This window comes from Phyllobacterium trifolii, assembly GCF_014192095.1.
Lineage (GTDB): Bacteria > Pseudomonadota > Alphaproteobacteria > Rhizobiales > Rhizobiaceae > Phyllobacterium > Phyllobacterium trifolii.
On the sequence record NZ_JACHXN010000002.1, the window covers coordinates 218,832 to 243,244 of the forward strand.

The following is a 24,413-nucleotide window of genomic DNA, read 5'->3' on the forward strand; positions in this document are numbered from 1 at the left end:
TCCGAACATAATGCTTATGCGAAAGAGCAGATGTCTAGCGCAGGAGAGGTTAACAATTCGGCTTAGAGCCTTTCATGAAAGGCTCCAACCGCGCTTGTTAGCCGATTTGACCCCGTGCGCCAAGCGCAGTCTCCCACACCAAATTGTCGCGCGTTACGCTGTGAGCACCACCTTGACGCTCCGCGAGCGGTCCAGAGCCACACGAAACGCTTCAGGCGCGTCGGCGAGTTTGAACTCGCTAGTCACCAGCCGGAGCACATCGATCTTGCCCTCTACGATCAGTTCGACCGCTTCAAAAAACTCCTCGCCAAAGCGGAATGTCCCGATCAGATCGAGCTCCTTCGACATCACTGCATTTGCAGGAACCGGAATAGATCCGCCTGCAAGATTACCGACTTGAACCACTGTTCCGCCGCGCCTGACCGTGCGAATGGCCGAAGCCAGTCCCGCCGCCGTTCCCGAAATCTCGAAGGCGATATCGTAAGGCGTGGCTGCTGCAAACGCCGCCAGCTGTTCCTCGCCTTGCGACAGGTCTATCGTCTGGTCTGCGCCGAGCTCTTCCGCGAATTTCAAGGGAGCGGCGGCAACGTCGACCATGGCCACAGATCCCGCACCAGCGTGTTTCAGTGCCAGCATGGTCAAGAGACCGATGGGGCCCGAACCGAATATGATGGTTGAAGTTCCCTTGACATGGCCGGCGCGACGTACCGCGTGCAGGCAGACCGCCAGCGGTTCGGCGAGCGCCGCTGCCTGATAGGGCAAGTCCGCTGGCACCTTGACGCATTGCGACGCAGTCGCATCGAACAGGCTGGCGAATCCCCCCTGCATATGCGGCGTTTTCGAAGCCGAACCCATGAAATAAATGTTCTCACAAAGGTTTGCCCGACCTTCATGGCAATAGGCGCAGTGTTCGCACCAGCGCGACGGATTGACCGCAACCCGCTCACCAACCGCCAGTCCGGTCACGTTGCTCCCGATCTCGACGACCTCGCCTGCTACCTCGTGACCGAGTATCAGTGGCGAGGTAACGACGAAATCGCCGGTTCTCGCATGACGGAAATAATGCATGTCGGAGCCGCATATCCCGGCAGCCCCGAAGCGAACCCGCACCATGTTCGGCGCGAGATCGCCGAGTTCGATATCGACGACACGAAGATCTTCGGCGCCGAAGAGAGTTGCAGCAATGCCCGTAGTACTCATTTGATCAGACCCAGTTGTGTTGGCAGCCAGAGGGTGATGGCCGGAATGAATGTGATGGCGATCAGTGCAATGAACAGTGGAACGAGCCAGGGCAAGATTGCCATTGTGGTGCGCTCGACCGAGAGCTTCGCTACACGCGACAAGACGAACAATACCATGCCAAGCGGCGGATGCAGCAGGCCAATCATCAGGTTCAGCGTCATGATCAAGCCGAAATGCACCGGATCGATGCCGAATTTCAGTACGAGTGGCAACAGGATCGGCACGAGGATGGTGATGGCGGCAATCGTATCGAGGAAGCAGCCGACGAACAGCATCAGCAGGTTAACGAGGATGAGGAAAACCCACTTGTTCTCGGTAATCGACAGGATTGCCGTCGACAGGAGCTGAGCCGCCTGGCTGACGGTCAAAAGCCATGCGAAGACGGAGGCCGCTGTCACGATGAACAATACCGAAGCGGTTGTCTCGATCGTGTCGAAACTCGCCTTGGCAAGGCTCTTCAAGGTCATCGTTCGGTAGCGCACCAGGCCGAGGAACAATGACCACAAGACGGCCGCGACCGCCGCTTCTGTCGGCGTGAACCAGCCCATGGTCATGCCGCCGATGAGGATCACCGGCGTCATCAGCGCCATAACCGCGGAGAAATCGAAATACCAGTCGGCGGCGAGGAGTAGTACCAGCGCGATACCGACCGACGCGTTGATGGAAAGGCCGGTGAGCATCAGCAGATAGATAACCACTGGAACGGATGCGACGACCAGGATCTCGAGCGAAGCTTCCAGGAGCTGCTTTATCTCGAACGGTGCGTCGGAGCCCCAGCGCTTCACATAGGCGAAGATGGCAACGGTAACCATCATCAGCACAGTCATGACGATGCCCGGCAGGATGCCCGCCATGAACAGTGCGCCGATGGAGACGTTGGCCATCATCCCGTAGATGACGAATGGCAATGACGGTGGAAAGATCGGCCCGAGCGTCGCGGAGGCCGCGGTAACGCCTACAGCCGCCTCGACGGGATAGCCGTGATCCTTCATCGCCTTGATCTCGATGGTGCCGATACCTGCGGCGTCCGCGAGAGCAGTTCCTGACATGCCGGAGAAGATTACAGACCCGATGATATTGACCTGCGCCAGACCACCCTTCATCCAGCCGACGAGTGAGACGGCGAAGGAATAGATGCGCCCGGTGACACCTGCGGAATTCATCAGGTTACCGGCGAGGATGAAGAACGGTACGGCGAGAAGCGGGAAGCTTTCAACACCGGCGATCATACGCTGTGCCACGATGATGTCCGGGGCGACTCCGAAGAAGACGAGATAGAGCACCGAGGCAACGGCCATGGAAATCGCGACCGGCACACCGACAAGCATAAGGATAAGGAAAGTTCCAACGAGCAATAACATTAATCAGTCCTCGATCTTCTGGAATTCTTCGGGACGCTCCAGGACGGAATAGCCTCGGCGAACATTGCGGATGAAAACCTGAACGGCGCGGATCAGCATCAATATGAATGCAACGAGCACGCTGTAAAAAACGATGTTGCGCGGAAGATCGACAGTCACCATGCGCTCTTCCGCAACGATCTCGACGTATCGCCACATCAACCAGACCGCATAGGCGAAGAAGCCGATGCGCACGATATCGACGAAGTTTGACAGCGCGCGAGCGACGCCCGCCGGCAGGTAATGATAGAGCACGTCCACCTGGATATGCCGCGAGACGCGGACGCACATCACCGAGCCGAGAAACACGACACCGATCAGACAGTTGATGGCGATTTCTTCGGTCCAGGCATAGCTGTCGTTCATGACGTATCGCGTAAAGAACTGAAGGAAGACGCACCCCGTCATGAGCCAGAAGACGATCAGCGTCAGCCAATCTTCAATGGCATAATCCGACAGATCAGCCACCGGCGCAGCATCTTCAAAGGAATGAGCGAGTTCTTCGGCAGTTACCGGGGTATGAATTTCATTTGACATGTTCCGTCTCCGGTTGGCGTCAGCATGGGATGCGGCCGGGCGATAGCATCACCGCCCGGCCCCGTCGGATCATTCCTTGATCGCGCGAATGGCTTCCCAGTCGGATTTCTCGTAGCCGAAGTCCTCGAACTTGACCTTTTCCACCACGTTCTTTTCGAAATCGGCCTTGTCGACTTCCGTCACGTTGATACCCTTTTCCTTGAATGTCGCGACGAGCTGCTTTTCCTTCTCCGATATGATCTTCGTTGTGCGTTCGGCAGCTTCCTGCATCACATCACCGAAGATCTTCTTGTCTTCATCGGATAGGCTGGCCCAGAGCTGCTTCGAAATCACCGTATTCAGATGATCGACGATGTGCCCGGTCAGGATGATGTTCTTCTGGACCTCGAAGAACTTCTTGGCTTCGATCGTCGTCAGCGGGTTTTCCTGCGCCTCGACCGTGCCGTTCTGCAGCGCCAGATAGACTTCCGCGAAAGCAATCGGCGTGGTGTTGGCGCCGCAGGCACGCGGCATGGCGAGATAGGCAGGCACATCCGGCACGCGGATCTTCAGACCTTGCATGTCCTCGCACTTGGCAATCGGCTTGTTCGACGTTGTGTGGCGGGTACCGTAATAGCTGACAGCTGCAATATGGTTGCCGGTCTTTGCCTCATAGCCGGCGGCAAGACGCTTGAAGACGTCACTCTTCGTATAGGCGATCAGATGATCTGGCCCGCGGAAGATATAGGGGAAATAGGTGACGCCGATCGGCTTGTAGTCCCGGGCGGCAAAGCTCGATCCGGAAATGATGATATCGACCGTGCCAAGCTTAAGCCCCTGATTGATATCGGCTTCCTTGCCCAGCTGCGAAGCCGGGAATACGTCAATCTTGTAACGGCCGTTGGTCCGCTTGGCGATCTCTTCGGCCGCCCACACGGACTCCGTATGGAACGGCTCAGACGTTTCGTACACATGCGCCCATTTGAGCGTCGTTTGCGCTTGCGCCACCACGGCCGATAGCGCGAGAGCGGCAACCGCCCCCAGAATTGTCGTCAGTTTGATCTTCATATCCTAGTCCTCCCAGATTGAATTCAGATCTTGGTACTTCTGCTCCGGCCTCCCGCGGGATGGCCCCTCTCACTTTCCAGCTCCTCATCGAAGCTCTTGGAAAATCTCACTTGCGATTGCAGCAGATGATGCTGCATCGCCGATTTGGCACGCGCCGGGTCGCCCGAAGCGATGGCGTCGCGGATGGCCCGGTGTTCCTCGAATGCCTCGCGCCAGGAAGCGGGACTTTCGAAATAGCTCGCCAGCTTCTCGAAATAAGGCGTCATCCTCTGGTCGAAGAGCTCGCCGACAAACCGATTGAGCGCGGCGTTTTCGATAATGCCAGCAATCGTCGTGTGAAAAGTCCGATCGAGCGCAATGGAAGTGTGCGGGTCATTGAAGGTGCTCGCCATCTTCGTCAGCACCTCATCCAGGACATCGACATGAGCTGGCGTAATCGCCTTGGCCGCCTCTTCCGCAATCGCACATTCGATCAACGCACGGGCGCGCAGCAGTTCGAATGGTCCTTCCAGATCTTCGGCTTGTACAGGTGCAGGCTTCTCGCGCTGGCGGGTGACATAGATGCCGGAACCCATGCGGATATGAACAAGCCCTTCAACCTCAAGCGCAATCAGCGCTTCGCGGATGGTCGGACGGGATACGCCTAGTTTTTCCGCAAGTTCGCGCTCACCGGGCAGCCGCTCGCCGACGGCAAACTCGCCGCTTTCGATCAGCGTACGTATCTGGTCTGCCACCTGCCGGTACAAGCGGCGCGGCTGGATCGCTGCAAACATTGGTCCTCCCCGCACGGCTCTCCCTTCCGCACTCGACTGGTAAACTGGCCTTACCAATATACAACTGATACATTGATATATATGACGGAGTCAAGGCAGACTTTAGTCCAAGGAAACTCTGAAGGCACAAGGTAAAATCGGAGTGCGGTATCCTATTGTTACGCCTTGTATTGGAAAGTGATTGCCCCACTCCCCTGCGAACAAGCTATGACAACTCAACATCTGCCTCGTCCTACCGGTGACAAATGCTGCTTGATATTCGATTGCCGCGCGCCTTTGCCTGCCTGAGCCTTGCTTTGGTACTCGGCGCTTGCACGACAGCCGATCCGAAATTGCCCAATGCAGCGTCGATTCCGCTTCCTGAACCATCGCCGCGGCTTGCAAATGCTGTAGATACCAAGCCGCAACCCAAATCTTCCGATAGGTCGTCCGTCGATGGTCTGATCTCGAAATATTCCGTTGCCTATGCTGTTCCGGAATCGCTGGTGCGCCGTGTCGTGCAGCGCGAGAGCCGGTTCAATCCGGCGGCTCGCAACGGTCCGTACTGGGGCCTGATGCAGATGCTACCCGCGACCGCACGCGGTATGGGGCATGGCGGCAGCGCCAAGGATTTGCTCGATGCCGAGACCAATCTTAAATATGGCGTGAGATATCTGGCCGGGGCCTACAAGGTCGCCGATTACAATCCGGACCAGGCTGTGCGACTTTACTCACGCGGCTACTATTTCCAGGCCAAGCGCAAGGGCATGCTGGACGTATTGGAGCCGGCATCGCCGGTCAAAACCGCTGCCGCTTCCGAACCTGCCCCGGTTGCCGGCAATACCGCGGTGACCGCGACCGCTCCGACGGCAACCCAGCCGTTCCCGCCGGCAGCTCCGGCCGCCGCGCAACTCGCTTACGCGAGCGATCAAGTCGTTCTTCCCGCGATGGTCCCCTTGCCGTTCGAGCGGCCCGAAATGATCGACACCGTCATGCCGGCCACCAGCGGTGGAAGTGGTGTACAGGCCCGCGCCCCTGCCCCACTTTGAGCGTTTCGGCCGCGGCAATCGCCGCCGTCAGATAGTCTTTCGCATCAGTTACAACCTCACCTAAATCGAAGCCTTTGGCCAATCCGGCGGTTATTGCAGCGGCCAGCGTGCAGCCAGTGCCATGGTCATTTTTCGTGATGAGGCGCGGGCTTGAAAAGCGCCGCGTCGTAACACCGTCGAACAGCAGGTCCGTACTCATCTCGGATTTCGCGTGACCGCCCTTGACCAGCACCGCCGCGGCCCCCAGCGCCAGCAGTTTCTCTGCCTGCCGGGCCATCCCGGCTTCGTCCTCTGCCATAGGCTCACCTGTCAGCAATGCTGCTTCCGGCAGATTGGGTGTCAGTACCAAAGCGCGCGGCAGAAGAAGCTGCCGCAATGCTTCAATAGCCTCTGGCTGCAACAGGCGGTCGCCCGATGTGGCGACCATAACCGGGTCCAGTACCACCTTGCGGTTCCAGTGCTCGAGCGCGTCAGCGATTGCCTCGATCGTTTCGACCACGCCGACCATGCCGATCTTGATGGCCTTAACGTCGATATCCGACAGGACAGCATCGATCTGCGCGCGGACGATGCCAGGCGAGAGGTTCTCGATAGCCGTCACCCCGCGTGTGTTCTGCGCGGTGATCGCCGTCAAAACACTGGTGCCATAAACGCCAAGCGCCGAGAATGTCTTCAAATCCGCCTGGACGCCTGCGCCTCCGCCGCTGTCGGAACCGGCAATCGTCAATGCAATTGCAGTCATGCCCGTTCCTTCAACGCTGCATCGACTGCCGCCAGCAACGCAGCGGTCGCGCCTAACGCATCGTCCTGCCGGAAGATCGCCGAAATCACCGCCACGCCATCGGCTCCCGCGGTAATGGCGGGCGGCGTTCGCGCAAGATCGATGCCGGCGATTGCGCCGATCGGCAGGTCGGGCTTCACCTTGCGGATGATCGGCGCCAGGCGGCTGAACCCTTCAAAGCCGATAGGCTCCAGATTTTGCTTGGCCGGTGTTTCGAACAGGCCGCCAATACAAGCGTAGTCGATATCGGCCTCGATCGCCGCCTGAGCGTCTGCTTCGTTCTTGACCGTCAGGCCGATGATCGCATCTGGTCCGAGAAGACGGCGCACATCTGCCACGAGCATGTCCTCGCGGCCGACATGCACGCCCTCCACACCAGCGGCGAGCGCCACGTCGATACGGTCATTAACCACCAATGGCACCCCCGTCCCCTTCAGTGCGGCATGGATAGTTCTGGCCCGCTCGACCATAAGTCGCGTTGGCGAGTTCTTGTCACGGTACTGGATGATCGTCGCGCCACCACGTGCAGCGCTAAGCGCAAGCTGGCCTAGGTCTCTGCCCCCGCCGATAGCATCGACATCGACAATGGCATTCAGCCGGTAATCTACTTTTGGCATGTGTTCTCTCTTTGGTTGAAGTATTCAGTATAATTCCACGGCGATTTCTTCGACCTTGGGGACGCTCTTGATCAGTCCCGCATCGTGCATGAAGACACCGAACCGTTCGTAGCGGCCGCGATCGAGCGCAGCGGGCCGCTTGGCAAATCGCGGCAGCGTGTCGATCCAGGCCTGCTTGTTCAGTGGATTGTCCAGATCCGGATAGGCCTTGACGAAGAGCTGCCAGGATTCGTCCGGGTGGTTGGTCAGATAGATCGCTCCCTTCTCCACCGCGGCGAGAAAGCGCTTGAGCCGGTCGTCCTTCAGCAAATCCGGGTGAGTGACGAAAATAAGCTCGTCATAGGGAGGCACGCCATGTTCTTCCGGGAAGAAGGCGAGCCCCTTGTGCCCTTCCTGCGCCATCTGTGTCAGCTCGAAATTGCGATAGGCACCGACGGTCGCATCCACCTGCCCGGTGATCAGCGAGGTGGAAAGGGCAAAGTTGACATTGATCAACTCGACATCCTTGGTCGACAGGCCTTCCGCTTTCAACATGGCGCCCAGCATCGCATCTTCGAAGCCCGCTACGGAAAAACCAACCTTCTTGCCTTTCAAATCCTTCAAGCTTTTGATTGGCCCGTCCGCCAGTGTCATCACCGTATTGAGCGGCGTTTCGACCAGCGTGCCGAACCGTACCAGCGGCAGGCCTTCGTCATGGTCGAGAAATAGCGTGGGCTGATAGTGGATGGCGATGTCCGCCTGCTTCGCCGCAACAAGGCGCGGCGGCGCTGCCGGATCAGCGGGCGGGATCAGCTCGACATCGAGACCAGCGCCCGCGAAGTAGCCCTTCTCTTTGGCGATGACCAGCGGCGCATGGTCGGGATTGACGAACCATTCCAGAAGAACAGTCAGCTTGTCGGCTGCCATGGCCTGACCGGAAATGCCGAAGGCAGAAACGGCGAGACCGATCATGAAAATCAGGGGATGAATGCGAAACATCGAAGATCCTTTTACATGCGATGAAATGAGGGAAATTGTCATGCCTCACGCGCCCATGGCGTCAGCCGTTTTGCCAGCGCATCCACAAGGAAGCGCAGGACAATAGTCAGCGTGGCGAGGATGATGAGGGCTGCAAAGAGCGTGTCCGTCTGCATGCGCGCGTTGGCCTGCAGCATGACGAAACCGAGGCCGCGCGACGAGCCAACCCATTCGCCGATGACAGCGCCGATTGGCGCGAAAACTGCCGCGACGCGCAAGCCGGAACCTAGTGCGGGCAAGGCGCTCGGCACACGCACGAGAAACAGTGTCGCGAGGGGCGATGCCTGCGTCAGCGCCGCTGCGTCGAGCAGATCCTGATTGGTGCGCTGCAGACCATCGGCGAAGGCCGAGGCCACTGGAAAGAAGATGATGAGGCTCGCCATGACGACCTTGGAGGCAAGGCCGAACCCAAACCACAGAACCAGCAGTGGCGCGATGGCGAAAACCGGCAACGCCTGCAGCACGAGCATCATCGGCCAGACGATCTGCCGGAAACCCGGCACAGCGCAGACGAGCAGCGCAGTCAGGATGCCGGCCAGCGCCCCAAACATCAGCCCAAGAATGATCTCCACCAGCGTGATGGCGGCGTTGGCCAGCAGATAGTGCTGCTTGTCGACCAGCGTAGCGATAACCGTCAATGGTCCCGGCAGGATGAAACGCGGCGGCGCCATCACCCAGACGATTACTTGCCAGCACAGGACCACCGCCAGTAAAGCTGCCGCTATCTGCAAAACCAGGCGCATGGCGCTGTTCACGCCACTACCGTTTCTGCCGGAGAAAATTTAAGGGAACGGGCACAGTTTGGACTCCATCATGATCGGAGATCCGGATATGTGCGAAGACAAGACTTGAGGTGTGCGAAGAAGGCTCAATTCCCGTTCCTACGCCGGCATAACCCGGATCAGGTTCAAGGGTCCAGCTCGACGCTATCTCAGCACTGTACAGTGCCCCCCTCGGAATGAAATCATGATGAAGCGGCGCAAGGACAAAGTCAATTGCGCCGCTGTGGTTGTTATCGGACTAGTTTGTCAGACGGACGTTCTCGCCGTCCACGGATTTACAGGCGGCCTCTACCTGGTAGAAAAAGTCCTGTTGCGTAAAGCCGCCCCCATCTTCCCAAGCGTGATCTTGCTTGCCGCCGCAATTGAACAGCTCGTCCAGTGGAGGGGTTGTGCCCTTCTTCAACCGCACGCCCTCAACGAACAGATAATCGACCGTATCTGGATCGTCGGTGCGCAACGTCAGGTTATAACTGCTAGAGGAAGCGCTCGGTACGCAAAGAGTATGGTTGGGGTCCGCGGGATCGGCGGTGTACTTGTATCCAATGTCGCAGCCATCGTTTTTGACTTCCATCTTGAGATACAACTTGTCGTAATCTCCGAGATTAATGGTCGTATTGTCCGGCGGCACCTGGGTTTTGACACCCGTACCACGACCATTCTCACTGTTGGGACCACTTCTGTAGGCACTTGTGTAGGTTACAGTTCCCATCACAGTTTCCACGCCATTCTTCACGACAACGATGGAAACCTTCTTGAAATACCAGCCGTACATGTCACCGGGAATGAATTTCGCCGTTGTAGGTTTCAATGGCGCCAAGGCCGTAGCATTCACGCCGATCGCAACCTTGTCCTGCTTTAGCAGATGCATGAACAGTGTGTTTGTCCCGCCGCTGATTGCCACGTTGACCTTTTGATCGGCCGCAGTGAATTTGATGGTAACCTTGTCCGCTGCCGCACCGAGATTAGCCTTGAGGTAGGCTTTTGCACGCGCTTCTGCCGCCGCAGAATTCGACCCGGTGAAAACCGACGCGCCGGCCAACGCGGCCGAGTCAGCGGCGTTCTGTAATTTGGACCGCTCATTGCTCGCGAGGCTGTAATCCACAGCCAGTCCGGTCATCCCCATGATCGGTATGAGCAGCAACCCGAAGGTTATTGCTGTTGCCCCGCTGCGGTCTTTGAGGAAATTTCGAATTTTTTTCATTGGCCCACTCCGTCGTTACATGGACCTTTGAATCTCCGGCGTAAATTCGTGCTTAGTAAATTCATTCATATTTTCACGATCATGCTCAGGCAGCACGATTTGTATAAAATCATTGTTGGAATGGTAAAAATCCGATGAAGATTGTTAGCGCTCAGGCTGGATATCCGGCCGGACGAAACCTTGGCTCGCGACGAGAAGATTGCGCGTGTAATCCTGCGTGACCTTGCGTTTGGCGAGTTCCGATGCCGTCAGCCGCTCTACCTCGGCACCATTCTGCATGACCATCAGCCGGTCGCACATATGGGTAACCACGGCGAGATCATGGCTCACCATGAGGAAAGTCAGTTTCCGGTCGCGCCTGATCTGCTCGAGCAAGTTCAATACCTCCGCCTGAACCGACGCATCGAGCGCCGATGTGGGCTCATCGAGAAGCAGGATCGACGGTTCCAGGATCAGCGCCCGGGCAATTGCAACGCGCTGACGTTGACCGCCCGACAGCTGGTGCGAATAGCGGAAGCGGAAGCTCGACCCCAATCCCACTTCATCCAGTGCGCGCAGGATACGCTTTTCGATATCACTGAACCCATGGATCACCAGCGGTTCCAGGAGTAATCGATCCACTGTCTGGCGCGGATGCAGCGAGCCATAAGGGTCCTGGAACACCATCTGCACTTCGCGGTAAAATGCCTTGGTGCGGGACGAACCCAGCGTTTTGCCGTTGACGGTAATCGTTCCGGCGCTCACCGGTGCCAAACCTGCGACAGCGCGCAGCAATGTGGACTTTCCCGAGCCGGATTCACCGACAAGACCAAAGGATTCGCCCGGCGCCACGTCGAAGCTGACACCGCGCAGGGCGAGAAAGCGGTCGAATTTCACTTCAAGCTTTGCAATGACCAATGCGTTGGACCGGGTTGGCGTCATGCGGCCCACTCCGGCTTGCGGTCGAGCACCGGCAGCGGATGCCGGTCGGCGCCGATCTGCGGCATGCAATTGAGCAACCCTTGCGTGTAGGGATGCTTGGCATTGTGCAAGTCGGTTGCGGCAATCTCCTCGACGATCCGCCCTGCATACATGACGATGACGCGGTCGCAGAACGATGAAACCAGCCGCAGATCATGCGAAATGAAAATCAGCCCCATGCCGCGATCCCGCACCAGATTGTCGAGAATCCTCAGCACGTCGAGTTGCACGGTAACGTCCAGCGCCGAGGTTGGCTCGTCGGCGATCAGCAGTTCCGGCCCGGTGATCAGCATCATGGCAATCATGGCCCGCTGACCCATGCCGCCCGAAACCTCATGCGGATGCAAATCGTAGACCCGCTCTGCATCACGGATCTGTACGGCGGCAAGCATGTCGAGCGCCCGTTTGCGTGCCTCGGCCTTGCTGACCTTCTCATGCGTCCTGAGCGTTTCGACGATCTGCCGGCCGATACTCATGACAGGATTGAGCGAATATTTCGGATCCTGCAGGATCATGGCAATGCGGTTGCCGCGAAGGCTCCGCCGCTGCTTCACCGAAGCCTCCAGCAGGTCGATGCCGTCGAAGTTGAGCTTCTGTGCAGTGATCTTCGCATGTGGCGGTGTCAGCCCCATGATGGCGCGGCCGGTCTGCGACTTGCCTGAACCGGACTCGCCGACGATGCCAAGCCGCTCGCGTCCAAGCGTGAAGGAAACGCCGCGCACCGCATCGACAGTGCCGGTACGGGTCGGAAACTGCACGCGAAGGTCCTCAACGGTCAGCATGGTGCTCATTGGTTGCTGCCCCGCGGATCCAGTGCATCACGTAAGCCATCACCTAAAAGATTGAAGCCGAGGCTGACTATAAGGATGGCGAAGCCCGGAGCTGCCGCAACCCACCATTGGTCCATTATGAAGCGTCGCCCTGAGGCAATCATCGCGCCCCATTCCGGTAGCGGCGGCTGCGCACCGAGGCCAAGAAAGCCAAGCCCGGCGGCCGTAAGGATAATACCGGCCATGTCGAGCGTTACGCGCACGATCAGCGATGAGAGACACAGCGGCATGATGTGGCGCAACACGATGCGAAACGGCGACGCACCCATCAACCGCACCGCGGCGATGTAGTCGGAGTTACGCACGGTCAGCGTTTCGGCGCGCGCGATACGCGCATAGGGCGGCCAAGAGGTGATCGCAATGGCAATGACCGCGTTCTCGATGCCAGGTCCGAGGGCGGCGACAAAGGCGAGGGCAAGAATGAGTTTGGGAAACGCCAGGAAGATATCGGTGATGCGCATCAGAATTGAATCGGTCCAGCCCCCGGCATAACCAGCGATGGTTCCAACCAGAAGGCCGATAGGCGCTGCGATGATGGCGACGAGGATGACCACATAAAGCGTCAGCCGCGAGCCATAAATCAACCGCGAAAGAATATCGCGGCCCTGGTCATCGGTGCCAAGCAAATATTCGCCGCCCGGTGGCAACAGCCGCGCATTACGCAAATCGCCGATCACGGGCGAATGTGGTGCAAGCACATTTGCAAAAGCGGCGACAAGCAGCAGGGCAATGATGATACAGAGACCAACGACGGCGAGCTTGTTGCTGGCGAAGCGGCTCCAGACCAGATAGGCCCGGCCAAGCCGAGCCTGCATGCGCGATTGCGGCCGGTCACTCATCAGCCATTCGCGGCGGGAAAGGGGGCGTGTTGTCATCTCAAAACCCATAAAATTGGGCAGAGGGTGGCGAAAACGTCGATTTTTGAGCACCGGAGCGCAGTGTACTTTTGGGTACATGAGCACCGGAGCACAGAAAATTGTCGTTTGCAGTCCGCTCTGGCAAATTTTTCATCGCGCGCGCGTCCGTGGATCAAGCGCCCGATACAGAAGATCGGACAAAAGGTTGATGGCGACGAAGACAGTGCCAATGATGATTGTACCTCCAAGCACCGCATTCATGTCGGCGTTCTGCAGCGAATTGGTGATGTAGAGCCCCAGCCCCGGCCATGAGAAAACCGTCTCGGTCAACACCGAGCCTTCGAGCAATCCGGCATAGGACAGCGCGATCACGGTGACCAGCGGCACCGCGGCATTGCGCAGGGCATGGCCCCAGATGATGCGCGTTTCGGAAAGGCCCTTTGCCCGCGCGGCCACGATATATTCCTGTTCCAGCTCATTGAGCATGAATGATCGCGTCATCCGGCTGATATAGGCCAGCGAGAAGTAGCCGAGCAGCGAGGCGGGCAGGATGATGAAGCTGAAAATGTTGCGAAACGCTTCCCAGTTCTGCTGCAAAACCGCATCGAGCAGGTAGAAGCCGGTGATCGGCGTGAATGTGTATTCATAGACGACGTCGATACGGCCCGGACCCGAAGTCCAGCCCAGCTTGGCGTAGAACACGACAAGACAGATCATTCCGAGCCAGAAGATCGGGACGGAGTAACCGATGAGGCCAATAACGCGAACGATCTGGTCGATGATGCTGCCGCGTTTGACTGCCGCGAGAACCCCTAGCGGCACACCAAAAACCGCGCCTATGAGTGTACCGAACGTCGCAAGCTCCATCGTGGCGGGAAAGACTCGCCTTATATCCTGCATGACTGGATTGGTGGTCAAAACCGAATTGCCGAAATTGCCTTCCAGGACGCCCTTCAGATAGATGAAAAATTGTTCGTAAAGCGGCAGGTTCAGGCCGAGTTCTTCACGCACCCGTTCGACCACGTGGGCGGGCGCCCGGTCACCAACGATGGCAAGAGCCGGGTCGATCGGAATGACACGTCCGATGAAGAACGTGACGGCGATCAGCCCCAGGAACGTGATGATGCCGATCAGGATGAACCTGCCGGCGGCCCAGGCGAAGTTGGAAGCCCAGGCGCCTGAGCGTCTGGTCTCCATTTGGATGTCGGGATTGGTCAACGATACAAGTCCCGGATCACTTCGAAATATTGAAAACGTAGTTCGTGTCGAATGACGGTCCGAGCTTGAAGCCCTTGAGGTTCGAACGATAGCCCGCAACCTCGATCTGCTGGAAAATCATGATGAAGGGACTGGTTGCGAGCACTTTTTTCTGCAGGTCCTGATACATCTGTGCTCGTTTGGCACCATCTCGCTCGAGGAGGGCAGCTTTGGTTTCCTTGGTCAGGTCCGGTACATCCCAGGCGTTGCGCCACGCCAATGTCTTATTTGTGCCTTCGTCGGAATTGTTGGGGTTGTTGGTGAAGGTGTCCGCGTTCGAGTTCGGATCCCAATAATCCACGCCCCACTGGCCGATATACATGTCATGGGTACGAGCCCGATACTTGGTTAGCGTCTGCTTACCATCACCTGGGATGATCTCCATCTTGACACCGCCCTGAGCAAACGTCTGCTGCACGGATTCGGCAATGCCCGTCACCGGCTGATTGTTGCGTACGTCCATGGTAACGGTGAAACCATCCTTCAGGCCTGCCTTTTCGAGCAGTTCCTTGGCTTTGGCGACATCGAGCTTGTAAGGATTCTCGTCCAGTTCGCCGAGGACGCCCTTCGGCAAGAATGTCTGGTGGATCTCGCCAATGCCCTTGATCAGCTTCTCGCCGATAGCGTCGTAATCGACGAGGTATTTCAGCGCTTCGCTCACACCTGGCTTGGCAAGGTCAGCGTTTTTCTGATTAAGGCTGATGTAGTAGACGGTGCCTTTTGGCGCGTTGGTGGTCGCAATGTCGCTGTTCTTGACCACCTGCTCCAGATCGTTGGGCTCGAGATTGCGGGCGATGTCGATATCGCCCTTCTCAAGCAGCAGACGCTGCGCTGCGCTTTCCTTCACGTGGCGATAGATGACACGCATGAGCGGCGCCTTGGTGCCCCAGTAGTTGTCATTGCGTTCAAGCACGATGATTTCGTTGGCGCGCCAGTCGCGGATTTTCATCGGACCGGAACCGGCATAGGCGGTCTTCAGCCACGCCCAGCCAAAGTCATCATTGACGACATGCTCGGAAACCAGCTTCTTGTCGACAACCGAAGCAACCGTTGCAGTCAGACAGTTCAAGACGAAACTTGGTGCGTAAGGTTGATCGACCGTGAATACGAAGGTCGAAGGATCGGTTGCCTTGGCCTTTTCGGTGACATTGTCCGGTTTCAGGCCAAACTGGGTCAGGATGAACGCCGGGCTCTTGTCGAGCTTGACGGCGCGCTCGAACGACCAGGCGACATCATCGGCCGTGACCGGATTACCCGATGCGAATTTCAGGCCCGGCTTCAGTTTGAACGTATAGGTCAGGCCATCGTCGGAAACCGTCCAGCTTTCGGCAACGTCTGCAACGACCTTCGAAGGATCGCTGATATCGAGCCGAACCAGCTTGTCGTAAGTGTTGCCGTTGATTTCACCGGTTGTGAGCTCGAAAGCTTCAGCGGGATCGAGCGTTATCACATCATCGATGGCGAAGGCTTCGACCAGGGTATCGGCTGGCGTCTCGGCCCATGCTGGCACGCCGGAAAGCAACGTCGCGGACAGCGCCGCACTGCCGAGCAGAAGGCGGAATTTCGGGTTTATCTGGTTCATCAACATTGTTCTGGTTCCCTGTTTATGAGCAATTTGACTTTTTTAATTTTCCTCGTGCCAGGCCGAGCGTAATACCCGCAGCCAGTTTTCGCGGCAGATTTTTGCCAGGTCATCTCCGGCATATCCGGCGTCCCGTAACGCCGCGACAAGATTTTGATTGCCACTCGCATCGGCAATCTCGCCGGGGATTTTAGCACCATCGAAATCCGAACCAAGCGCTACGCAATCGATGCCCATGCGGTTGACCATGTAGTCGATGTGGCGGACCATGTCGGTCAGCGGCGTATCGGCATTTTCACGCGCGTCGGGGCGCAGCATGGCGACCGCATAATTCAGCCCGACGAGCCCCCGGCTTTCTCGTATGGCGTCAAGCTGCTTGTCCGTCAGATTGCGTGCGACAGGCGTCAGCGCGTGCACATTGGAGTGACTGGCGACAAGCGGCTGATCGCTGATCCGCGCCACATCCCAGAAACCCTTTTCGGTGATATGCGCAAGATCGATGAGGATGCCGAGACGATTGCAGGCCTTGACCAGTTCCTCGCCGATCGCGGTGAGCCCGGGTCCGGTATCCGGGCTCATCGGATAGGCGAAGGGCACACCGTGCGCGAAGATATTGTTACGGCTCCACACTGGACCGAGCGAACGCAAGCCGGCGGCGTAGAATACATCGAGCGCGGCGAGATCGCCGTCAATCGCCTCGCAGCCCTCCATATGGAGCACCGCAGCGAACATGTCGTTTTGCATGCACTCGGTAATCTCGGCCGTGCTGCGGCACAATTTCCAGCCGCCGGAACGCTGGAGCTTCAGCGCGATCGAAGCCATTTCCAGCGCAATGTCGAGGGATGGGGCCCGCTCCAGCGGCGCGGCGAGCGGCGTAGAATAATGGCCATTGGCGTCTGGCGCCTTGAAGGCAAGATCACCGGATGGAACATAGATGGCACAGAGCCCGCCGATCAACCCGCCCTTGAGCGCCCTGATCTTGTCGATGTGCCCGGAGGTGGTGCCTTCGATGAACTCCTGAACCGGATCCGCTCCGTCTCTCGAATGTTTCCACAACCGGTAAAGCACATCGTTGTGACCATCGAAGACAGGCTGCATTTCAATTCCCGATCAGATTGACTTGAAAAAAGGCCACATGTTCGCCGGGTAATCTTTTGTCGACCCCTCGGCGCCCATCGCCCTTTTTTCACAAAAGATCATGATGCCCGCGAACAGGCAAGAGAGTTGTTGTACAAAAGTATAAAAAGCCGCTCACCGAGGCCAACGCCCAACAGGCGTAACTTGCCGGCCGTAGTGCGCCTGCGTCGATGACGAAAGGATGTCGTAGGGAGGAGCCAATGCGACATGGCAAATTTGGGCTGCCAAGGTAGTAGCCATCTTGATGGCAGTACCGATATGGCCTATATTCCTTCCAAAATGGAGTATCCTGATGGCCGAACCTCAATTGTCTGTGCGCAGCGCTAGAGCACGCGACTTGGCACACCGCCTGGCGAGCCGTGAAAACAGATCAATCGCCGAAATTGTAGAGCGGGCTCTTGAGTCCTATGAAATCCGCGAAACCGGCCGGGAGCCAGCGTCGACCTTCTACAGCCGCCTGTCAAAAGATGCCGGTACAGATATAGATCTGGAGGCTGTCATCAGACAAGAACGTCGCGGCCATCCGGGTCCTGAGCTTTGATATTTTTAGACACCAATGTTCTTTCCGAAACCTTACGCAAGGCGCCAAGCGAGGCTGTCATCTCTTGGCTTGTCCGGCATGATTCAGAACTGGCTTTGCCGACTGTAACCATCGCAGAAATTGCGTTCGGCATTCAGAAAATATTGCCTGATCAGCGCGCCCTTCGCCTGGAGCGGGGTCTCTCGGACTGGCGTCGGCGTTTTGCTGACCGCATATTTGGTCTAACCGAAGAGGCGGCGATGGCTTATGGCGAGATTATGGGAACTGCCACACGGCAAGGATCGATAATGTCGGCTCCTGATGGCATGATCGCAGCCATTGTTCGGGTGAATGGCGGCCGTTTGGCCACCCGGAATGTCACCGATTTCAGCACAACGGGCCTGGACCTCATCTCTCCTTGGGAAAGATGAGGCAATAACCTCTTAAGGCTATCTCAAATTTATGATGCCACTCAAACGTCGAGATTGGCCACGCTCAGTGCGTTATCCTGAATGAACTCGCGCCGGGGCTCGACGTCGTCGCCCATCAGCCTTGAGAACAGGCTGTCGGCATCCGTCGCGTCATTCACCTTCACCTGCAGCAATGAGCGGGCGTTGGGATCCAGCGTCGTTTCCCAGAGCTGATCGGCGTTCATCTCGCCGAGACCCTTATAGCGCTGCAACGAGAGGCCCTTGCGCCCGGCGGCAAATACAGCCTCCAGCAGGGCAATCGGTCCTGCGACGGAATCCGATTTGTCCTTGCGGCGCAGAACCGGCGGCTTGGAATAGATGTCATGCAGACGCGCCGAATAGCGGTCGAGCTGGCGCGCATCGGCAGAACCGATCAGCGCCATATCGAGCGTGACCGTTTCCTTGACGCCGCGCAGCGAACGCTCGAAGATATAGCCGTCGACACCGTCATCCGGCGCCGCCAGACGGCCGCTCCAGCCCTTTTCGGTTTCTTCGGCGATCAGATCGAGGCGTCCGGCAACCTCGGTCACCAGCGCCTGGGCTCTCGCCGTGTCGGAAATGGCTTCCGGGTTGAGCGCGCCGGCGATCGTCGCCTGTTCAACGACCGCGCGATCATAACGGGTGTTCAAACCCTGCAGCAGATGACGGACGGCGAGCGCATCGGTGATGACGGAGCGCAGGTCGGGACCGGTACGAACCTCACCGGAGTCGAGCTCCAGCGCAGCCTCTTCCAACCCGGAATCGATCAGAAACTCCTCATAGGCGACTTCGTTCTTGATGTACTGCGAGGATTTTCCGCGCGAAACCTTATAGAGTGGCGGCTGCGCGATATAGATATGGCCGCGCTCGATCAGCTCCGGCATCTGGCGGAAGAAGAACGTCAGAAGCAAGGTGCGAATGTGCGCGCCGTCCACGTCAGCGTCGGTCATGATGATGATCTTGTGATAGCGCAGCTTGTCCGGATTGAACTCGTCCTTGCCGATGCTGGTGCCGAGCGCCAGAATCAGCGTGCCGATCTGGTCGGATGACAACATGCGGTCAAGCTTGACGCGCTCGACATTGAGAATCTTGCCACGCAGCGGCAGGATCGCCTGGTTCTGGCGCGAACGCCCACCCTTGGCGGAACCACCGGCGCTGTCACCCTCGACGATGAAGATTTCCGACTTGGCCGGGTCCTTTTCCTGACAATCGGCAAGCTTGCCCGGCAGCGAGCTGATGCTCAGCGAATTCTTGCGGGTGATGTCGCGCGCTTTACGAGCAGCCTCGCGAGCGGAGGCAGCCTGGATGACCTTTTCGACGAGCACCTTGCCCTCAGCCGGATGTTCTTCGAGCCAAGTCGACAGCGCCTCGTTCACGAGGCTTTCCACGACCGCGCGCACTTCGGACGAAACAAGTTTGTCCTTGGTCTGCGAGGAAAATTTCGGATCTGGCACCTTGACGGAAAGAACTGCGGTCAAACCCTCGCGGCAGTCATCGCCGGTGAGCGTCACCTTGGCCTTCTTGGCCTGGCCGGTGTTTTCCGCATAGCCGGTCATCTGGCGTGTCAGCGCGCCACGGAAACCGGCGAGGTGTGTGCCGCCATCGCGCTGCGGAATATTGTTGGTGAAGCAGAGAACATTCTCGTGGTAGCTGTCATTCCACCACATGGCGACTTCCACCACGGTGTCGTCGCGCTCGCCGCGAATATAGATCGGCTCGGTGACCAGCTCTTTCTTGGTGCGGTCGAGATACTTGACGTAGGCGGTCAGTCCGCCCTCATAGAAGAGCTCGAGATCGACCGGATCGGCATGGCGGCGATCGGCAAGCAGGATACGAACACCTGAATTCAGGAAAGCGAGTTCGCGCAACCGGTGTTCGAGTGTCTTGAAGTCGAACTCCACCATCGTGAATGTGTCGGTCGATGGCAGGAACGAAACTTCCGTTCCGGTCAATCCGTCGGAATCGCCAGTCTCCTTCAACGGCGCATCGGCGACGCCATGCGTGAAGCTCATCTCGTAGATTTTGCCCTGGCGGCGAATCTTCAGCCTCAGCCAGACAGACAGCGCATTGACGACGGAAACGCCAACGCCATGCAGGCCACCGGAAACCTTGTAGGAGTTCTGGTCGAACTTACCGCCGGCATGCAGCTGCGTCATGATGACTTCCGCTGCGGAAACACCTTCGGAATGCATATCGGTCGGGATACCGCGGCCGTTGTCGGTCACCGTGCAGGAACCATCGGGATTCAGCGTCACGGTGACACGCGTCGCGTGGCCCGCCAGCGCTTCGTCGATGGCATTGTCGACGACTTCGTAGACCATGTGGTGAAGGCCGGACCCGTCATCCGTATCACCGATATACATTCCAGGGCGTTTGCGTACAGCATCCAACCCCTTGAGGACTTTGATAGACTCCGCACCATATTCCGGTGAGGATTCGACTGTCATCTCGGGTGTATCACTCATATAAAATTCAATCTTTCCTGACGCCTGAACTGGCACGCCCGTCCTTATAGCATAGCTTGGGCGAATCATGGCCCCCATTACCGCATTAGATATAGTGATTAATGCAGGTTTTTCCAATTCTGGAGGGCTTGATATCCACGGATGATGGCGGGATTTTGCCCTGGCGGCGCAACGTGCCTGCAAGCTGCCGCATGAATGCAGATTGGCAAGCAGCATTCCGTACCGCTCAAGACGCGGTGGACTTTGCATGCCAATATCCCCACATGCCATCCTGGAGGCCATTTATGGAAACCACGACCCAAGCCGCTTTTGTCCCGCCGGCGCCAGTACCGCGTACCGGTCCGGTCGGCACATTGCAGCTTATCCGCACCATTTACCGCAACCCGCTGGAGCTGTGGGGGGAGCCTTCTTATAATGAACCCTGGGTTTCCATCGACTGGTCCTTCGCCCACACGATCATCGCCAATGATCCGGGGCTGATCCGTCATGTGCTCGTCGACAATGCGAAGAATTACAAGATGGCGGCGGTACGCCAGCGCATCCTGCGCCCCATCCTGCGCGATGGATTGCTGACAGCGGAAGGCGATGTCTGGCGGCGTTCGCGCAAGGCGATGGCGCCGGTTTTCACGCCGCGCCACATCGATGGTTTCGCGGAAAGCATGAAGCGGACAACCGATGTTTTCGCTGATCGCTACGACGGTCTGACAGGCACGACCGATGTATCGCGCGACATGACCATGCTGACCTATGACATTCTTGCAGACACATTGTTTTCGGGAGAAATCGCCGGTGATCCGGACCAGTTTTCCCATGAGGTCGACCGCCTGTTCGAAACCATGGGCCGCGTTGATCCCCTCGATCTTCTCGGAGCACCTGCATGGCTGCCGCGCTTCACCCAGATAAGGGGCCGCCGCGCGCTCGCCTTCTTCCGCCAGATCGTCGCCAACACGATGGAGATGCGCAAGGCCCGCATGGCAAAGGAAGGCGACAAGGTCCCGAATGATTTCCTCACCCTCCTGCTGAAAGCCGAAGGCCCGCAGGGGCTTTCGCGCGCCGAGATAGAAGACAATATCATCACCTTCATCGGCGCGGGCCACGAAACCACGGCGCGGGCACTCGGGTGGACACTATATCTGTTGGCAAAGGCGCCATGGGAACGCGATTTGATCGAGCAGGAGATCGATGCCTTCATGGGTCAGCGCGAGGTCCCGCCGCCGCATCAATGGCTGGACGCCCTACCCTTCACCCGCTCGGCATTCGAGGAGGCCATGCGGCTTTATCCACCCGCGCCTTCGATCAACCGCGAACCGATCGAGGACGACCAGTACAAGGACCTGGTGCTCCCGAAGGGTGCCGCCGTACTCGTTATGCCGTGGACCGTACACCGGCACCGGCTTTATTGGGAAAATCCCGAAGCTTTCATGCCCTCGCGCTTTCATCCGGAAAATCGCGACAAGATCGACCGGTTTCAATATCTCCCCTTCGGTGCCGGGCCGCGCGTCTGCATCGGCGCAAGCTTTGCCCTGCAGGAGGCGATCATCGCGCTGGCGACCCTGCTCCATCGCTATCGCTTCGATATCGCAGCGGATATAAAGCCATGGCCCGTGCAGAAACTGACGACACAACCCGACGGCGGATTGCCGATGCGTGTGACTGCGAGACGGTAGATGCCGATTATCTCCCCTCTTGTGGGGGCCGAAGGCGGGCGAGACCCGTGGCTCGCCCCCGGTAGCGATTTCAGCATCTTAGCCTTGCTAAGTGCTAGAAATCGCAAGAGAGGGGATTTGCTTCCCTGAACTACCCCCTCACTTGGATTTTCCAAGGATTTAGCGAAGAGGCTAAATCCAGGAAAATCGCTTTCTCTCCCACAAGGGGAGAGATAACCGGCCACCATCTCTTGATTTCACCAGAAATTTAATATACATTTATTTCTAGTGAAAGGACCTCCCATGCGAACCACCGCGCAACATATTGAAGACACCCCAAGCAAGACCGCCGTCGTGTCCAAGGCGCTGCTGCGTTCCGCTGAATTGCTCGGCCTGACCGCCAGAGAGCTGTCAACCGTCGTCGGTCTGTCCGAACCCAGCATTTCCCGGCTCAAGCGCAGTGAGGGTAGCGGGGGGCCGCTCACCGGCAAGAGCTACGAACTCGCGCTCCTGTTCATTCGCCTCTACCGCTCGCTCGATGCCATTGTCGGCGGCGACGATAGCGTCGCGCGGCAGTGGATGCGCACTGACAATACCATGCTCGGCGGCAAGCCGCTCAACCGGATCAAAACCATTGACGGTCTCGCCCATGTCCTCGCCTATCTGGACGCCCGCCGCGCTCCTATCTGAGTCGCGATCTCTGCACGGCGCCTGCTGGCGTCTGGTTGAAGCGCAGCACCGCGTTTCCACCATGAAGCTGGTCGATACACTCGATGAGCAGGCCCTGCTTGAAGACGAGCTTGAGGCCACCAAGCCCCCGCTGCCGCCAGCGTGCGTACATCTCGATTACCTGTTGGCGACGCCGTTCCGCTATGGCCGCTATCCGGGCAATTCGCGTTTCCGCCGCGAAGGTTATTCGCCCGGCGTCTTCTATGCCAGCGAGAATGTCGAAACTGCCGTCGCCGAAACCGCCTTCTACCGGCTGCTATTCTTTGCCGAAAGTCCCGCAACACCCTGGCCGCGCAACGCACTGGAGTTCACCGCGTTCGAAGCGCGCTACGCCACCACCAGCGCAATCGATCTGACTGCAGTGCCTTTCATCGAGTTGGCGCCGCAGTGGATGCATCTGACTGATTATTCCGCTTGCCTCGATCTTGCCGACAAAGCGCATGAGGCGGGTATCGACCTAATCCGCTATCAATCCGTGCGCGATCCACATGGCGGGATCAATCTTGCGCTGCTTTCGTGCGGTTGCTTTGCCATGCCGAACCCGACGCGCATGACGACATGGCGGCTGCATTTCTCCAGCCACGGCGTCAACGCCATCTGCGACTATCCCGAACTCAGGCTTGGGTTCAGCCGGGAGATTTTTGCCAACGACCCGCGTCTGGCGGAAAAGGCCAGATCATAATTTCATTTTTTCGGCTTGACATATTCATAACTGTAGAGTTATTGATCTATTCATAGCTCGAGGGTTATCAATTATGGACACAACAGCCGACAGTATTTTCCGCACTCTCGCCGATCCGACACGCCGCGCAATTTTCGAACAGCTGATGCGGCACGGCGAGCAAAACGTGCGGGTGTTGACGGAATATTCCGGTATCTCACAGCCTGCCGTTTCCAAGCATCTCGGCGTGCTCAAGCTTGCCGGCCTGGTGCGGGATAGGCCCGACGGGCGCCAAACCCACTATAGCGCGGAACCGAAAGGTCTTGCGCCGCTGATCGACTGGATGGGCCTCTACGGCGCATTCTGGCGTGAGCGGTTCGATCGTCTCGAAGATTTGTTAAACAGGATGGACCAATGACCCAACATGCTACAGCTACAGCCGCACGTTCCCTCATCGTCGAACGGGAAATGCCGCACGCGCCGGAGAAGGTCTGGCGCGCACTCACCCAGGGCCCGCTCATCGCCGACTGGCTCATGAGCAACGACTTTGAGCCTGTTGTTGGCCACAAGTTCAACTTCCGCGCCCCGCCCATGCCGAACTGGAACGGTGTCACCGATTGCGAAGTCCTGATGGTCGAGCCGCAACAACGCCTCTCATATAGCTGGAGTGCCTCAGGCGATGACGCTGTAAATGGCGTCAAGACCATCGTCACATTCACGCTCACCCCGGTGAAAGACGGCACCTTCCTGCGCATGGAGCAATCCGGCTTCGGTCAAAACGAAGAAGCCAACTATCGCGGCGCACAATATGGCTGGCAGAAATTCATCGGACAGCTCGAGCACGTGGTTGATAAACTCGCCTGATATCGAACAGCGCGAAAAGCTGCGACCATCT

25 protein-coding genes and 1 riboswitch are annotated in these 24,413 nt (G+C 58.0%); of the genes, 8 read left to right on the plus strand and 17 right to left on the minus strand.

All coding sequences use genetic code 11. The features are described 5' to 3' along the window. Positions 1–153 precede the first annotated feature (153 nt). The 5 genes from FHS21_RS04055 to FHS21_RS04075 all read right to left on the minus strand — a co-directional run bounded on the left by FHS21_RS04055 (position 154) and on the right by FHS21_RS04075 (position 4,999). Positions 154–1,200 (minus strand): L-idonate 5-dehydrogenase, encoded by a 1,047-nt coding sequence (locus tag FHS21_RS04055; RefSeq protein ID WP_112531079.1) that lies wholly within the window; start codon positions 1,198–1,200, stop codon positions 154–156. After that, positions 1,197–2,603, minus strand: coding sequence for a TRAP transporter large permease (locus tag FHS21_RS04060; RefSeq protein ID WP_112531078.1), 1,407 nt, complete (start codon positions 2,601–2,603; stop codon positions 1,197–1,199). Before FHS21_RS04060 ends, FHS21_RS04055 begins: the two co-directional genes overlap by 4 nt. Before the next feature lie 3 nt (positions 2,604–2,606). Next, positions 2,607–3,179 (minus strand): TRAP transporter small permease, encoded by a 573-nt coding sequence (locus tag FHS21_RS04065; RefSeq protein WP_112531077.1) that lies wholly within the window; start codon positions 3,177–3,179, stop codon positions 2,607–2,609. 69 nt (positions 3,180–3,248) lie between these two features. Next, a complete protein-coding gene (locus FHS21_RS04070) occupies positions 3,249–4,226 on the minus strand; it encodes a sialic acid TRAP transporter substrate-binding protein SiaP (RefSeq protein ID WP_112531076.1) in 978 nt (325 codons plus the stop codon). Between the two features lie 23 nt (positions 4,227–4,249). Further along, positions 4,250–4,999: a FadR/GntR family transcriptional regulator gene (locus FHS21_RS04075; RefSeq protein ID WP_112531075.1), complete on the minus strand. Its 750-nt coding sequence runs from the start codon at positions 4,997–4,999 to the stop codon at positions 4,250–4,252. Positions 5,000–5,244: 245 nt separating this feature from the next. Here FHS21_RS04075 and FHS21_RS31440 point away from each other — a divergent pair, with 245 nt between their 5' ends. Then, positions 5,245–6,027, plus strand: a complete 783-nt coding sequence (locus FHS21_RS31440; protein ID WP_112531074.1) for a transglycosylase SLT domain-containing protein — start codon at positions 5,245–5,247, stop codon at positions 6,025–6,027. On the opposite strand, the gene thiD is transcribed toward FHS21_RS31440, so the two are convergent. The 11 genes from thiD to FHS21_RS04135 all read right to left on the minus strand — a co-directional run bounded on the left by thiD (position 5,969) and on the right by FHS21_RS04135 (position 17,009). Beyond that, entirely contained in the window at positions 5,969–6,769 is an 801-nt protein-coding gene (gene thiD, locus FHS21_RS04085) for a bifunctional hydroxymethylpyrimidine kinase/phosphomethylpyrimidine kinase (RefSeq protein ID WP_112531073.1), read from the minus strand. The two genes, FHS21_RS31440 and thiD, sit on opposite strands and share 59 nt — an antisense overlap. After that, a complete protein-coding gene (gene thiE, locus FHS21_RS04090; RefSeq protein WP_112531072.1) occupies positions 6,766–7,425 on the minus strand; it encodes a thiamine phosphate synthase in 660 nt (219 codons plus the stop codon). Before thiE ends, thiD begins: the two co-directional genes overlap by 4 nt. A 24-nt stretch (positions 7,426–7,449) precedes the next feature. Next, on the minus strand, positions 7,450–8,376 hold the full coding sequence (locus tag FHS21_RS04095; RefSeq protein ID WP_112531094.1) for an ABC transporter substrate-binding protein: 927 nt from the start codon (positions 8,374–8,376) through the stop codon (positions 7,450–7,452). A gap of 65 nt (positions 8,377–8,441) precedes the next feature. Further along, a complete protein-coding gene (locus tag FHS21_RS04100; protein WP_112531071.1) occupies positions 8,442–9,185 on the minus strand; it encodes an ABC transporter permease in 744 nt (247 codons plus the stop codon). 118 nt (positions 9,186–9,303) lie between these two features. Then, a riboswitch (TPP riboswitch) is annotated at positions 9,304–9,406 on the minus strand. A 56-nt stretch (positions 9,407–9,462) separates the two neighbouring features. Continuing rightward, positions 9,463–10,425 (minus strand): TadE/TadG family type IV pilus assembly protein, encoded by a 963-nt coding sequence (locus FHS21_RS04105; RefSeq protein WP_112531070.1) that lies wholly within the window; start codon positions 10,423–10,425, stop codon positions 9,463–9,465. A 144-nt stretch (positions 10,426–10,569) separates the two neighbouring features. Continuing rightward, the gene (locus tag FHS21_RS04110; RefSeq protein WP_183661009.1) at positions 10,570–11,346 is read right to left on the minus strand and encodes an ABC transporter ATP-binding protein; all 777 of its coding nucleotides are present in this window, start codon (positions 11,344–11,346) and stop codon (positions 10,570–10,572) included. Further along, positions 11,343–12,176 (minus strand): ABC transporter ATP-binding protein, encoded by an 834-nt coding sequence (locus tag FHS21_RS04115; protein WP_112531068.1) that lies wholly within the window; start codon positions 12,174–12,176, stop codon positions 11,343–11,345. Before FHS21_RS04115 ends, FHS21_RS04110 begins: the two co-directional genes overlap by 4 nt. Further along, the gene (gene nikC, locus FHS21_RS04120; protein WP_183661011.1) at positions 12,173–13,090 is read right to left on the minus strand and encodes a nickel transporter permease; all 918 of its coding nucleotides are present in this window, start codon (positions 13,088–13,090) and stop codon (positions 12,173–12,175) included. The genes FHS21_RS04115 and nikC overlap by 4 nt, the downstream gene beginning before the upstream one ends. A 132-nt stretch (positions 13,091–13,222) precedes the next feature. Next, a complete protein-coding gene (locus tag FHS21_RS04125; protein ID WP_112531093.1) occupies positions 13,223–14,269 on the minus strand; it encodes an ABC transporter permease in 1,047 nt (348 codons plus the stop codon). A gap of 37 nt (positions 14,270–14,306) precedes the next feature. Further along, positions 14,307–15,917 (minus strand): ABC transporter substrate-binding protein, encoded by a 1,611-nt coding sequence (locus tag FHS21_RS04130; protein WP_162701989.1) that lies wholly within the window; start codon positions 15,915–15,917, stop codon positions 14,307–14,309. A gap of 36 nt (positions 15,918–15,953) precedes the next feature. Then, a complete protein-coding gene (locus FHS21_RS04135; RefSeq protein WP_112531066.1) occupies positions 15,954–17,009 on the minus strand; it encodes a dipeptidase in 1,056 nt (351 codons plus the stop codon). Positions 17,010–17,340: 331 nt separating this feature from the next. Between FHS21_RS04135 and FHS21_RS04140 the strand changes: the two genes are divergently transcribed. Continuing rightward, positions 17,341–17,589, plus strand: coding sequence for a type II toxin-antitoxin system VapB family antitoxin (locus FHS21_RS04140; RefSeq protein WP_112531065.1), 249 nt, complete (start codon positions 17,341–17,343; stop codon positions 17,587–17,589). Beyond that, entirely contained in the window at positions 17,586–17,999 is a 414-nt protein-coding gene (locus FHS21_RS04145) for a type II toxin-antitoxin system VapC family toxin (RefSeq protein ID WP_112531064.1), read from the plus strand. Before FHS21_RS04140 ends, FHS21_RS04145 begins: the two co-directional genes overlap by 4 nt. A 41-nt stretch (positions 18,000–18,040) precedes the next feature. On the opposite strand, the gene gyrB is transcribed toward FHS21_RS04145, so the two are convergent. Continuing rightward, entirely contained in the window at positions 18,041–20,482 is a 2,442-nt protein-coding gene (gene gyrB, locus FHS21_RS04150; RefSeq protein WP_112531091.1) for a DNA topoisomerase (ATP-hydrolyzing) subunit B, read from the minus strand. Positions 20,483–20,766: 284 nt separating this feature from the next. Here gyrB and FHS21_RS04155 point away from each other — a divergent pair, with 284 nt between their 5' ends. The 5 genes from FHS21_RS04155 (at position 20,767) to FHS21_RS04175 (ending at position 24,382) form a co-directional block, all read left to right on the plus strand. After that, positions 20,767–22,149, plus strand: a complete 1,383-nt coding sequence (locus tag FHS21_RS04155) for a cytochrome P450 (RefSeq protein ID WP_112531063.1) — start codon at positions 20,767–20,769, stop codon at positions 22,147–22,149. Positions 22,150–22,431: 282 nt separating this feature from the next. Beyond that, positions 22,432–22,818 (plus strand): MbcA/ParS/Xre antitoxin family protein, encoded by a 387-nt coding sequence (locus tag FHS21_RS04160; RefSeq protein ID WP_112531062.1) that lies wholly within the window; start codon positions 22,432–22,434, stop codon positions 22,816–22,818. After that, positions 22,778–23,539, plus strand: coding sequence for an RES family NAD+ phosphorylase (locus FHS21_RS04165; RefSeq protein WP_112531061.1), 762 nt, complete (start codon positions 22,778–22,780; stop codon positions 23,537–23,539). Before FHS21_RS04160 ends, FHS21_RS04165 begins: the two co-directional genes overlap by 41 nt. Before the next feature lie 73 nt (positions 23,540–23,612). After that, positions 23,613–23,936 carry an ArsR/SmtB family transcription factor gene (locus FHS21_RS04170; RefSeq protein WP_112531060.1) on the plus strand — a complete coding sequence of 108 codons (324 nt, stop codon included), beginning with the start codon at positions 23,613–23,615 and terminating at the stop codon, positions 23,934–23,936. Beyond that, positions 23,933–24,382, plus strand: a complete 450-nt coding sequence (locus FHS21_RS04175; protein ID WP_112531059.1) for an SRPBCC family protein — start codon at positions 23,933–23,935, stop codon at positions 24,380–24,382. The genes FHS21_RS04170 and FHS21_RS04175 overlap by 4 nt, the downstream gene beginning before the upstream one ends. Positions 24,383–24,413 lie beyond the last annotated feature (31 nt).